Annotated in this window: 11 protein-coding genes; 9 read left to right on the forward strand and 2 right to left on the reverse strand. The window is 61.6% G+C overall.

Annotated elements, in window-relative coordinates:
* Both RG540_RS25555 and RG540_RS25560 read right to left on the reverse strand, forming a co-directional pair.
* The gene (locus RG540_RS25555; protein WP_041364689.1) at positions 1-954 is read right to left on the reverse strand and encodes an ABC transporter permease; all 954 of its coding nucleotides are present in this window, start codon (positions 952-954) and stop codon (positions 1-3) included.
* A 79-nt stretch (positions 955-1,033) separates the two neighbouring features.
* Positions 1,034-2,632 carry an ABC transporter substrate-binding protein gene (locus RG540_RS25560; protein ID WP_041366350.1) on the reverse strand — a complete coding sequence of 533 codons (1,599 nt, stop codon included), beginning with the start codon at positions 2,630-2,632 and terminating at the stop codon, positions 1,034-1,036.
* Positions 2,633-2,673: 41 nt separating this feature from the next.
* On the opposite strand from RG540_RS25560, the gene RG540_RS32515 reads away from it, so the two are divergent.
* The 9 genes from RG540_RS32515 to RG540_RS25600 all read left to right on the forward strand — a co-directional run bounded on the left by RG540_RS32515 (position 2,674) and on the right by RG540_RS25600 (position 11,719).
* Positions 2,674-3,021 carry a hypothetical protein gene (locus tag RG540_RS32515; protein ID WP_157884683.1) on the forward strand — a complete coding sequence of 116 codons (348 nt, stop codon included), beginning with the start codon at positions 2,674-2,676 and terminating at the stop codon, positions 3,019-3,021.
* Positions 3,022-3,118: 97 nt separating this feature from the next.
* Complete coding sequence (locus RG540_RS25565) at positions 3,119-4,594, forward strand: NAD(P)-binding domain-containing protein (protein WP_041364692.1); 1,476 nt, start codon at positions 3,119-3,121, stop codon at positions 4,592-4,594.
* Positions 4,581-5,225 carry a 2-hydroxychromene-2-carboxylate isomerase gene (locus tag RG540_RS25570; protein ID WP_046600605.1) on the forward strand — a complete coding sequence of 215 codons (645 nt, stop codon included), beginning with the start codon at positions 4,581-4,583 and terminating at the stop codon, positions 5,223-5,225. The genes RG540_RS25565 and RG540_RS25570 overlap by 14 nt, the downstream gene beginning before the upstream one ends.
* Positions 5,225-6,241, forward strand: a complete 1,017-nt coding sequence (locus RG540_RS25575; protein WP_041364694.1) for a dipeptidase — start codon at positions 5,225-5,227, stop codon at positions 6,239-6,241. The genes RG540_RS25570 and RG540_RS25575 overlap by 1 nt, the downstream gene beginning before the upstream one ends.
* A 195-nt stretch (positions 6,242-6,436) precedes the next feature.
* On the forward strand, positions 6,437-7,453 hold the full coding sequence (locus RG540_RS25580) for an ABC transporter substrate-binding protein (RefSeq protein WP_157884684.1): 1,017 nt from the start codon (positions 6,437-6,439) through the stop codon (positions 7,451-7,453).
* Positions 7,454-7,477: 24 nt separating this feature from the next.
* The gene (locus RG540_RS25585) at positions 7,478-8,545 is read left to right on the forward strand and encodes an ABC transporter ATP-binding protein (RefSeq protein WP_041364698.1); all 1,068 of its coding nucleotides are present in this window, start codon (positions 7,478-7,480) and stop codon (positions 8,543-8,545) included.
* A complete protein-coding gene (locus tag RG540_RS25590) occupies positions 8,542-9,426 on the forward strand; it encodes an ABC transporter permease (RefSeq protein ID WP_041364700.1) in 885 nt (294 codons plus the stop codon). Before RG540_RS25585 ends, RG540_RS25590 begins: the two co-directional genes overlap by 4 nt.
* A 6-nt stretch (positions 9,427-9,432) precedes the next feature.
* Complete coding sequence (locus RG540_RS25595) at positions 9,433-10,227, forward strand: ABC transporter permease (protein WP_041364703.1); 795 nt, start codon at positions 9,433-9,435, stop codon at positions 10,225-10,227.
* 1 nt (position 10,228) lies between these two features.
* Positions 10,229-11,719 (forward strand): carboxylesterase/lipase family protein, encoded by a 1,491-nt coding sequence (locus RG540_RS25600; protein ID WP_041364705.1) that lies wholly within the window; start codon positions 10,229-10,231, stop codon positions 11,717-11,719.
* Positions 11,720-11,722 lie beyond the last annotated feature (3 nt).

An 11,722-nucleotide genomic window follows, 5' to 3' on the forward strand; every position in this document is an offset into this window, starting at 1 on the left:
TCAGCTCCTCTGGATGCGGGGATCGATCGCGCTCTGCAGCACGTCGACGACGAGGTTGAGGAAAACGAAGAACATGGCGAGCACCAGGATCGTCCCCTGCAGGATGGGCAGGTCGCGGGTGAAGATCGCGCCGTTCAGCAGGAAGCCGGTTCCGGGCCAGGAGAAAACCGTTTCGATCAGGATCGAGCCGCCGAGCAGGTAACCGAGCTGCAGTCCCATGACCGAGAGCGCGGTCGGCGCGGCGTTGCGCACCACGTGGCGCAGGATCTGCGGCGTCATCAGCCCCTTGGCGGCGAGCGCCTGGGTGAAGTCCTGGGAGAGGATGTCGGCGACCAGCGAGCGGATGGTGCGGGCGATGATGCCCATCGGGATGACCGACATGGTGACCGCAGGCAAGATGAGGAACTGCAGATAAGCCCAGCTTAAGGTTCGGCCCGCCGATCCCTCCGGTCCGCCGCCCATGGCCGGCAGCCAGCCGAGCGTGACGGAGAAGGCGATGACCAGGACCATGCCGAGCCAGTAATGGGGCACGCTGACGCCGAGCATCGAAACCGCCGAAGCGAGGCGATCCACCCAGCTTCCGCGGAAGACACCGGCAAGGAAACCCAGGGAAGAACCTGCCACGAAGCCGATAACGGCGGCAGCGAGTGCGAGGATGATGGAATTGACGGATGCATCCAGGATCTCGTTCAGCACCGGCCGACCGCTGGCGATCGAGTTGCCGAGATCGCCATGCAGCGCATGCCATGCCCAAAGGGCATATTGGATGGGAAGCGGCCGGTCGAGGCCGTAGAAGCTGCGCATCTGTGTCTGCAGGTCGGCGGAGGCATCCGAAGGCAGGATGGCGGCGAGCGGATCGCCCGGCGCGATATGGATCAGCATGAAGCATACGATGCTCACGCCGATCGCGACGGGAATAACGTGCAGAAGCCGTTTCAGGGCATAGAGCAGCATGGTGTCCTCACCGGAAGAGGTTGATCGGGCATCATGGAAGGGCGGCGCGCCGATCGACCGGCGCGCCACTGGCTCGAGATCAGGGATCTAGGGTGATCGTCGAGAAGTCCTGGAACCAGTTCTGTGCCTGGACGAAGCCCTTGACCTTGGTGGTCATGGCGCGGGGGTTGACGTCATGCGTCACTATCAGGAACAGCGCATCGTTCACGTATTTCTCGTGCACCTGCTGCATCACCTTGTCCTGTTCCACGGGATCGAAGGTGTTGCGCACCTTGTCGAACAGCGCATCCATATCCTTGTCGCAATAATAACCCCAGTTGGTGCCGGTCGGCGGAGCGAGCTTGCACTGCGACTGACGGATCATGGCGGTGAAGGGATCCTGGATGAAGTAGCTGTAGTTGATGGCCGTGGCGCCTTTGGCGCTCGGATCCTTGGCGCCGGCGCGCCAGACGTTGATGACCGTATTCCAGTCCATCACCTCGTATTCGATATTGATGCCGACTTCGGCGAGCGTCTGCTGGATATATTCGTTCATCTGCAGCGGCAGCATCTGACCCGAACCGGAGGAGGAGATGATGACCTTGGTCTTCAGCGGCTTGTCGGGACCGTAGCCCGCTTCCTTCATCAGCTTCTTGGCTTCCTCGACATTGTATTCCACCTTGAAGGTCGGCTTGCCGAACCACTGGTGGCCGGGCGGCATGTAGCCTTGCGCGGGAACGGAAAGGCCGCCGAGAAGCTCGTTGAGGCCATCGCGATCGACGGCAAGGTTTGCGGCCTTGCGGACGCGGATATCGTTCCACGGCGAGCCTTCGATACGCGACAGATGCCAGGTCCAGTTATGCGGATAGGAATTGGTGATGATCTTGAAGCCGGCTTCCTTCAGCGATTTCACCGAATCCGGAGCGGGGGCCTCGATCCAGTCGACCTGGCCGGAGCGAATTGCGGCTACGCGGGTGTTCGGCTCGGGTAGCGGGATCAGGACGAGCTTGTCGAGCTTGGGAACCCGCGCCTTGTCCCAATAATCCTTGTTGGGCGTCAGCTCTGCCCGCTCGCGCGGCGTGAAGCCGCTTTCCATCTTCCATGGGCCGGTGCCCGACGGCTTCTGGGCAACCGTATCCCAGCTCTTGCCCTGTTTTTCCCAATTCGTCGGCGAAGAGATCAGAATCCAGCTGATCTGGTATGGAAGCGTCGCGTCCGGCGTGTTGGTGACGATCTCGACGGTCTGCGGATCGATTGCCTTATAGGAAACAACCGCCGGAATACGCGACTTGCCCTGGGCCGCTTGGCGCTTGTCGAACTGCGGTGCGTCCGTCTTCAGAAGCTTGTCGAGGTTCCAGACGACGGCATCCGCATCGAAGGCGCTGCCATCATGGAATTTGACACCATCGCGCAGCTTGAAGACCCATTTGCTCTTGTCAGTCGGATCGACCTGCCAGGACGTTGCAAGGCTCGGAATGAGGGAGGATGGCTTATCGGCCTTCGAAAGGTCCCACTCGATCAACGAATTATAGACCGTATAACCCATGAAGCGCTGGCCTTCACCGCCCTGGTCGGTCTGGCCGGTGGTGAGCGGGATGTCGGAAGCGGTCATGCCGATGCGCAGTGTTCCAGCCGCCAATGCGGGGGTCGCGGCGGCTGCAAGGAGTGCTGCCGCGGTCGCGCCAAATATCGTCGTCATCCGCAGGGTCTGGAAAATGCCGATGCCGTGCCGGCGCGTTGATGAAGTTCTGGTCATGCTGTTCCCTCTTTTTATTGAAGTCGCCGGATTTTCACCCAGTCGGCAAAGGAGAAGCAGATTTCATGCCAATTTCTGTGAAACTGAAATTTCATGCTTTGCGCCAAGTGAATAGCGCCAAACAGGCGAGATCAATTTCGGAATGCAGGCCGCTCGTGCCGAATTCTGTGGCGAGGATGCCGAGCGTCTGCCGAAAAATACCGCGGACTGAAGAAATCGAAGTGCTCGGCCTCGGCGTATGGCGTGCGGGTCCTGGGCTGAACAGAGAAGATGCTCAATTCGATGGAATTCTTGAAAAGGAAATCTATGGCGCCCCCGACACACAATCATGACGCTCTTGCAATCTCCCACGGTTGGAGTAATTTTTCAAAAAGCGCATCCTTAATGCGCTTCTATGTTTTTTTCGCATAATTGACTTGGGGCACGAGAATGCAGGATCGAAATCGACCCGCCGATCTTGAGGCGCTTGAAGCGCGTCTGGCCCTGGATCTGCTTTGGTTGAACCAGCCGCCGAAGGCCTGGGTGCCGCCCCGGGACGTCGAAGGCTCGCGGGTTCTCGATGTCGCCGTGATTGGGGCGGGTTTATGCGGATTGGTCGCTCTGGCGGCTTTGAAAAAGGTCGGGATATCGAATGCGCGGGCCTTTGACCGTAGTCCGCAAGGGTTCGAAGGGCCGTGGATGACCTACGCGCGCATGGAAACCCTGCGGACGCGCAAGGATGCCGTCGGTCCGGCCCTTGGCATTCCGTCGCTGACGTTCCGGGCCTGGTTCGAGGCGCAATACGGCGCTCAGGCCTATCTCGACATGGGGCTCATCCCACGCCCGATGTGGATGGAATACCTTGTTTGGTATCGCCGGGTGCTCGATCTTGATGTGGTCAACGAGACGGCGTTTGCGGGTCTGGATTTTCGCGAGGACGGGCTGCTGGCACTGCAGGTGGAGACCGGCGGGCAGGCACGCAAGGTGTTCGCCCGTCGCGTCGTGCTGGCGACCGGTCTCGATGGATTGGGCGCACCCATGCAGCCGGAGGTCGCTAACCGGGTATCCCCGCGTTTCGTGAAGCACGGGGCCGACCTCATCGACATGGCCTTGCTGAAGGGCAAGCGGGTTGCGATAGTCGGGGCCGGTGCCTCGGCCATGGACAATGCCGCCGCCGCTCTGGAAGCCGGCGCGTTACGTGTTGATATTTTCGTCCGTCGTCCGGATATCCCGCGCATCGACAAGTTCACGGGTGTCGGTAGCCAGGGAATGACACATGGTTATCTCGGCCTGCCGGATGCGGACAAATGGACCTATATGGTGGCTGGCGAGCGGGCGCAGATTCCGCCGCCGCGCCATAGCGTGCAACGGGTCTCGCGGCACCCGAACGCCTTCTTTCACGTCGCAAGCCCCGTGGACGACCTGGTCGAGATGGGCGATGGTGTCGAGGTCGTGACGCCGAAGGGCCGTTATGCCGCCGACCTGGTGATTTTCGCCACCGGCTTTTCGGTCGATTTCGGCAAGCGTCCAGAATTTGCGGCGCTGCGGGACCGGATCCTGCTCTGGCAGGACGTCTACACTCCTCCTCCCGGCTGGGAACATGCCGGCATCGGCGCCAGCCCCTATCTCGGCCCGGCTTTCGAGTTCCGGCCCAAACCCGATCTCGACATCGCGACAGCGGATGCGGTTTCCCGGATCTCCTGCTTCGCCTATCCCGCGGTCCCGTCACACGGCAAGATCACGAGCGGCATTCCTTCCATCAGCGAGGGGGCAACGCGACTTGCCACAGGACTTACCCGCTCGCTGTTTGTCGAAGACCGGGCCAACCATCTCGATCGCTTTCTCGGGTTCGATACGCCGGAGCTTCTTGGCGACGAATGGACAGACGCAGACCTCGAAGAGGAAGTGAACCGTGCCAACGGATGAACACGCCCCGCTGTTGCAGATTTTTTACGGCATCTCGTCGCCCTGGGCATATTTCGGGGCACAGAAGGCGATTGCCGTCGCCGGCGACAACGGCGCTCACGTGCGTCTGCGCCCGATCCGCATCATCGAGGCCAATGGCGGCATACCGTTGCGCAGGCGGCCGGACGCGCGTCAGCTCTATCACGAGGTGGAATTGCGCCGCTGGCGGGAATATCTCGGCATTCCGCTCAACCTGAAACCGAAATTTTATCCCTGCCGCACGATCGAACCGGCAGCGCAGGCGGTGATCGCGCTCCAGAAAGCCGGCCTCGACGCCATCTCGTTTTCCTTCGCTGTCCAGCGGGCCCTCTGGGCCGAAGAGCGCGATATCGCCGATACCGACACACTGCGCGCGATCGCCCATGCGACGGCCGGCGAGGAAGCTTCCGCATTGGTGGTCGATCCGCAGCCGGAAGCGATCGTCGATGAGTGGCAGGAAAACCTTGCAGAGGCCGAGCGGCTCGGCATTTTCGGAACGCCGACCTATGTCGTCGGCACGGAATTGTTCTGGGGCCAGGACCGTCTCGATTTCGTCGACCGGGCCCTGAAAGCCGGCCGAAAAACGACTGAAGCACTGAAGGAGCCTGCGTGATGCCCGACACCGAAAACCTGAGCGCGAAGAAGCTGCACGAAGATGCCATCATCGTCGATGGCCTGCAGACCTGCCAGTGGAGCCGGTCGATCTTCGAGGAAATGCGGGCAGGGGGCCTGACGGCCGTCAACGTCTCATCGCTGCTCTGGGAGAATTTTCGCGAAGGCATCGCCTATGTTTCCGAATGGAAGCGCTTCCTGCGCGAGAACGACGACATTCTCCGTCCGGTTCGCACCGTCGCCGATATCCATGCCGCCAAGGCGGAAAACAAGACTGGCATCATCATCGGCTGGCAGAACACGTCGCCGCTCGAGGACAAGCTCGACTACGTGGAAATCTTCAAGGATCTCGGCGTCGGGATCATGCAGCTCACCTACAATACCCAGAACTATTCCGGTGCCGGTTACCTGGAGGAGGTCGATAGCGGCCTCACCGGTTTCGGCAAGGAAGTTCTGGCGGAGATGAACCGCGTCGGGGTCCTCTGCGACCTCAGCCACGTAGGCGACAAGACGACCGCGGACGTCATCGCGCAGTCGAAGAGCCCGGTCTGCATTTCCCACATCCTGCCGAGGGCGCTGAAGGACGTGAAGCGCAACAAGCCGGACGAACTCTTCACTGCCTGCGCGCAAAAGGGTGGCATTATCGGCGTCAGCCTTTTTGCGCCCGGCCTTGCTGCCGGCAATGATGCCACCGTCGAGGACTACCTCGATGCTATGGCCTATATCATCGACCTGGTCGGTGAAGACCATGTCGGCATCGGCACCGACTTTTCGCTCGATCGCCCACGTCCCGGACCCTGGCTGCTGTGGGCCAACAAGGACAAGGGCACGGCCCGCAGGCTGACCGAGTTCGGCTCGGTCAAGATTTCCAAACCGAAGGGGATCGAGCGGATGACCGAGTTGCCGAACCTGACCGCCCGCATGCTGGCACGCGGCTGGAGCGAGGATCTGGTGCTGAAGCTGCTCGGAAAGAACTGGCTGCGTGTCCTCGGCAAGGCCTGGACGCCAACCGCGTGACGAAGCCGGCGGAAGGAAGAAAACTGCAGCGCACGGAGAGTGGTTCGCGTCAGGCGCCCAATGAATTGCAAGCTGATAGATGGCAAGCCCTTGGCTAAAACTGGAGAGACGGACATGACAACATGCATGGAGAATAGGATTTCAGGGAACGGGGTTTCGCGGATCTTGCTTCGCGCTGGCGCGGCTGTCGCCGGGATGCTGGCGCTTCTGGGCACGGCTCAGGCACAGGACGCCTCGACCAAAGGCACCGTCAACATCGTCGGCTTTTCCGGCGTGTTCGCGGACAATTACCAGAAGTTCATCATCGAACCGTTCAAGGCCAAATATCCCGGCATCGACGTCACCTATCAGCAGAGCAAGAATTCCGCGGAGACCCTGGCGCTGCTGACCCTGCAGCGCGCCGATCCGAAGATCGACATCGCGCTGATCGACGTCGCCGTCGCTATCAAGGCCAGCAAGGATGGCATTTTTGCCAAGCTCGACCCCGCCAAGGTCAAGGTGCTCGACGAGATGCCCGCCTGGGCTCGTCTCGACGGTGACAAGGCTGTTGCGTTCTCGCAGGACAACCTGGCGATCCTCTACAATACGGATACCGTCAAGCAGCCGCCAACCAGCTGGAACGACCTGGCCGACCCCAAATACAAGGGTAAGATTGCCGCAAAGCTTGGCGACACCCGCGGTGTCATCCTGCTGCCGATTCTCGACAAGCTGGCGGGTGCCGACTACAAGCAGAGCATCGACCCGGCGCTCGGCCTCCTGAAGAAGATCGCGCCGAACGTCTCGACCTGGGAGCCGGCTCCGGACTGCTATGCGGTGATCCAGAGCGGCGAAGTCGATCTGTCGATCTGCTGGAACGGCCGTGCGCAGTACCTGCATGACACTCAGGGCGGCAAGATCGGCGTCGCGGCCCCGAAGGAAGGTTCGATCGGCCAGACCAACACGATCGGCCTTGTCGAAAATTCCAAGAACGCGGCGGCGGCCCAGCTCTTCATCAACTATGCGCTCGGCACCGAAGCGCAGGCGGCGTTCGCCGAGAAGAGCTTCTACGGTCCGGTCAATACCAAGGTGAACCTGGCGGACGCCGTTGCTGCCCGCATCTATGGCTCGAAGGAAGCGCAGGCCGCACAGATGTCGCTCGACTGGAATTTCGTCGCCGAAAAATACTCGGCCTGGATCCAGCGCATCAACCGCGAAGTCATCGCGCTCAACTGATCCAACTTGGAGAATCTGGCCGCCATGGCTGATCATCACGTCGTCATCGACAATCTCGTGAAGACCTATCCAGGCGCCCAGAAGCCGTCCGTGGATCACGTCAGCTTCTCGCTGCCGCGTGGCGAGATGCTGGCCCTCTTAGGCCCCTCGGGCTGCGGCAAGACAACGATCCTGCGCATGATAGCCGGCCTGATCGCCCCGACCTCGGGAGCGATCAGGCTCGAGGGCAAGGATGTGTCGTCGATTGCCGTCTACAAGCGCAACATGGGCATGGTCTTCCAGGCCTACGCCCTGTTTTCCCACATGACAGTCGCCCAGAACATCTCGTTCGGCCTCGAAATGCGCAATGTCGGCCGCGCCGAGCGGGAGGAGCGTGTCCGCAAAGCGCTCGATCTCGTGAAGCTGACCGGGCTTGGCGACCGCAAGGTCAGCCAGCTATCCGGCGGTCAGCAGCAGCGCGCAGCGATCGCCCGCTCGCTGGTGATCGAGCCGGAACTTCTGCTGCTCGACGAACCACTTTCCAATCTCGATGCCAAGCTTCGAGACGAGATGCGCGATGAGATCCGCGATATCCAGGCGCGTACCGGCGTCACGGCGATCTTCGTCACCCATGATCAGGACGAGGCCTTGTCCATGGCAGACCGCCTGGCGGTCATGTCCGCCGGGCGCCTGGAACAGGTCGGTACGCCGCGCGAGATTTTCGACCGACCTCAGACCGAGTTCGTCGCTTCTTTCATCGGAGCGGGGACCTTCTTCGAAGGCCGGGTAGCCGAACCCGGCCTTGCCGTGGTCGAAGGGCTGAAGACGCTGCGTTTCGTCGGTGAAGCGCCGGTGGGATCAACGGTCAAGCTGATGATCAGGCCGCACAGGCTGGTTCTCGCCGGCAGTTCCGGCCTGCCGAACAGCTTTACCGGAACCGTGGAGCACATCGTCTATCGTGGCCAGATCCTGACGCTGAACATTCGCTGCGGGGACAGACTGCTGCAGGCGGATCTTCCCACCCACGCCGGCGTATTGCCCGAGAAGGGCAGCGAAGTGACGCTCGCCGTCGCCCCGCAAGACGTGACCCTGGTCGGGCAGGTGGCGCCATGAGCGCTACCGCACTTCCAGCTGCCGGAACGCCATCGGCAAACGCGTCGCGCGGGGTATTGCTGATGCTGCTGTTGCCGGGGCTCATCGCCCTGGTAATCACCTTTCTCCTGCCGCTGATCTGGCTTTTACGTGCCTCCTTCGCATCCTCGACGATGGGTGCTCTCAGCGGCGGAGACTGGACGTTGCAATCCTACACGGCGGTGCTGTTCGACCCGTTTTACTGGCGGGTGGCCTGGAACACGCTGGTGCTCGGGTTTAACGTCGCGATTTTTGCGGTGATCCTGTCCTATCCGATCGCGCTGTTCTTGGCGCGCACGGAAAGCCGCTTTCGCGGTATCCTGACGGCACTTGCCGTCGCGCCGTTGCTGACATCGTCGGTCGTCAGAACCTATGGCTGGATGGTCATCCTCGGAGACCGCGGCGTGATCAACAGCACGCTCCAGTCTCTTTCGCTGACGGGCGGGGTTGTCCGGCTCACCAACAACAGCTTCGGGGCCACTGTCGCGCTGATCGAAATCCTGATGCCCTATGCCATCCTCGCGATGCTCAGCGGTTTCGGGCGGCTGAACACGCAACTCGAGGAGGCCGCCGCCATGCTCGGGGCGAACCGCTTGAGGGTCTTCACGCGCATCATCCTGCCGCTCAGCGCCCCCGGCGTGCTCACTGCAGCGCTTCTGGTCTTCGTGCTGGCGATCTCCTCTTTCGTCACGCCGCGGCTGATGGGCGGCGGGCGCGTCTTCGTGCTCGGCACCGAAGTCTTCAACGAGGCGACGGTCACGCTCAACTGGCCGTTGGCGGCAGCCCTGTCGGTCATGCTGCTGATCCTGTTCAGCAGCATCATCCTGCTTTACCAGCGCGCGCTGCGCGCCTTGGAGACGTGAGGAACCATGCAGAGCAATCCACTCCTCGGCCGGTTCGCCTGGAATATGCTGATCGCGCTGCTTTACCTGTTCCTGCTGGCACCGATTATCGTTGTCTTCATCATCTCCTTCGATACACGCCAGTATCTGGCCTTCCCGCCGGAGAGCTTCTCCTTCGGCTCCTATGTGAAGGTTTTCCAGAACGTCAAGTTCATCTCGGCCTTCTGGCGCAGCCTCATCATCGGCGCGATCGTTGGTTTCGTCGCGGTTTCTGCCGGAATGCTCCTATCCTTGTCGCTGGTGAGGCACCACTTCCGTGGCAAGGCGGCGGTGAACTTTCTCATTCTCGCACCATTTCTCGTGCCGCATATCGTTCTTGCGGTTGGCATCATGCTGGTGATCGCGCCGCTCGGCCTGCTGGATAGCTATCCGGGGATCGTGCTGGCCCATCTCGGCATCACGATCCCCTACACCGTCAGAACGATCACCATGAGCCTGATGGCCGTGGATACCCGCATCGAGGAAGCGGCCCTCGTCCATGGCGCATCGCCGCGCATGGTGTTCTGGCGCATAACCCTGCCGCTGGTGCGGCCGGGCCTCATTGCAGGCGGCGTGATTGCCTTTCTCATCTCCTTCGACGAAGCGACGATCTCGCTCTTCATCGTGTCGGTCAAGGCTTCGACGCTGCCGACGGAAATCTACCATTATCTCGAATATTCCACCGATCCGCAGATCGCCGCCCTCTCCGTCGTCCTGATCCTAATCTCGGTCGGGGTCGTGATGGTGGTCGAAAAGCTGATTGGCCTCCGCAAGGCGCTCTGACATGCTCGTTGAGACAACTGCCGGCACCATCGAGGGTTTTACTGAGAACGGCTACGCCGTCTTTCTCGGCGTTCCCTATGCGGCGCCGATCACGCCCGAACGGCGTTTCGCCGCGCCGCAGCCGGTTCCACGCTGGTCCGGGATCCGGTCCGCCAAAGCGCTCAGCGAAGTGTGCCCGCAGATCCCGACCTATGGTCCCGTGGGAAAGGCGGCGGCATCGACGCTCGAATTCGGCACCGACTTCCTGACGGTCAACATCCGCACGCCGTCCATCATGGGCTCGGCACCGGTCCTGGTCTGGATTCACGGAGGCGGTTACGCTGTCGGTTCCGCCAATGAGGCGGTGCTGCAAAGTGGCGCGTTTGCCGCGAACGGCCTCGTCGAGGTGACCGTCAACTATCGGCTTGGGGCGCTCGGCTTTCTGCATCTGAACGACGGCTCGCCGGACAATCGCGGCCTTCTGGATCAGATCGCGGCACTGGAATGGGTCCGCGACAACATCTCCGCCTTCGGAGGAGATCCGAAGCAGGTCACGTTTGCAGGTCGGTCGGCAGGGGGCTTCTCGATCGCGGCTGTCATGGCGATGCCGGCGGCCGACGGGCTGTTTTGCAAAGCAATGCTGCAGAGCGGCGCAAGTACCGGCGTCTCGACGATGGACGACGCCCAGAAGCTCAACAAGCGCATGCTGGACTATCTAAAGGTGACCGAAGCGGAACTCGCAAACGTGCCCTTCGAGAAACTGCTCATTGCACAGCGCGACCTCTGCAATGAGTCCTACGAAAAGCATGATTTCGAGCGGGACGGCTCGGCCTCGATGCTGGGCGTGCCTTTCGTTCCGGTTGTCGATGGGATCTCGCTTCCGCTGCATCCGGAAGACGCCGCCGCGCGCGGAAAAACGGCCGCCGTCCCGATGATGATCGGCTGCACGACGGGCGAATACGTCACGCATGCCACCGTGCAGCTGGAAATGGACTTCGATCTCGCTGCCCAGCTGCTGCATCAGCGCGTGCGGCCTTTGGGACTGACCGGCATCGAGATCGTCCGGCGATATCGCGAAGCTCTTCCGCAGCATACGGCACGCGGCATCTGGAGGGCCGTCGGCGGTGACCTGGTATTCCAGAACCCTGCCACCCGGTTCGCGCGCCTCCATGCCGCGCATCAGCCGGTCTATAAATATCTCTATGGTCCCGTCGAGCCGGACGAGCTTGGCGCCCCACATGGTGCGGAGGTCGGCGAGGTCTGGTATCGCCAGGGGATGGATGTCAGTCATCTGCCGGTCCGCCAGTCCGTCAGGGATAGGACCTTCGCGACAGCGGTTCACGACGTCTGGGTCTCGTTTATTCGCGACGCGGCGCCTGAGACGCCTGCAGGCAGTTGGCCGCGTTATTCCGGCGCCACGCCCCAGGTCTTGCACATGGAGAAGGGCGTGTTCCATCTCCCGATCGATCCCTTCGACGGCAGAACGGCGCTGTGGGAAAGGCCGCCCGCCTAACCA

This window comes from Neorhizobium galegae bv. orientalis str. HAMBI 540, assembly GCF_000731315.1.
Classification (GTDB): Bacteria; Pseudomonadota; Alphaproteobacteria; order Rhizobiales; family Rhizobiaceae; genus Neorhizobium; species Neorhizobium galegae.

Coding starts and splice junctions, on each gene's coding strand:
- RG540_RS25555 (WP_041364689.1), bottom strand. CDS start 954: ATGCTGCTCTATGCCCTGAAACGGCTTCTGCACGTTATTCCCGTCGCG.
- RG540_RS25560 (WP_041366350.1), bottom strand. CDS start 2,632: ATGACGACGATATTTGGCGCGACCGCGGCAGCACTCCTTGCAGCCGCC.
- RG540_RS32515 (WP_157884683.1), top strand. CDS start 2,674: ATGAAGTTCTGGTCATGCTGTTCCCTCTTTTTATTGAAGTCGCCGGAT.
- RG540_RS25565 (WP_041364692.1), top strand. CDS start 3,119: ATGCAGGATCGAAATCGACCCGCCGATCTTGAGGCGCTTGAAGCGCGT.
- RG540_RS25575 (WP_041364694.1), top strand. CDS start 5,225: ATGCCCGACACCGAAAACCTGAGCGCGAAGAAGCTGCACGAAGATGCC.
- RG540_RS25580 (WP_157884684.1), top strand. CDS start 6,437: ATGCTGGCGCTTCTGGGCACGGCTCAGGCACAGGACGCCTCGACCAAA.
- RG540_RS25585 (WP_041364698.1), top strand. CDS start 7,478: ATGGCTGATCATCACGTCGTCATCGACAATCTCGTGAAGACCTATCCA.
- RG540_RS25590 (WP_041364700.1), top strand. CDS start 8,542: ATGAGCGCTACCGCACTTCCAGCTGCCGGAACGCCATCGGCAAACGCG.
- RG540_RS25595 (WP_041364703.1), top strand. CDS start 9,433: ATGCAGAGCAATCCACTCCTCGGCCGGTTCGCCTGGAATATGCTGATC.
- RG540_RS25600 (WP_041364705.1), top strand. CDS start 10,229: ATGCTCGTTGAGACAACTGCCGGCACCATCGAGGGTTTTACTGAGAAC.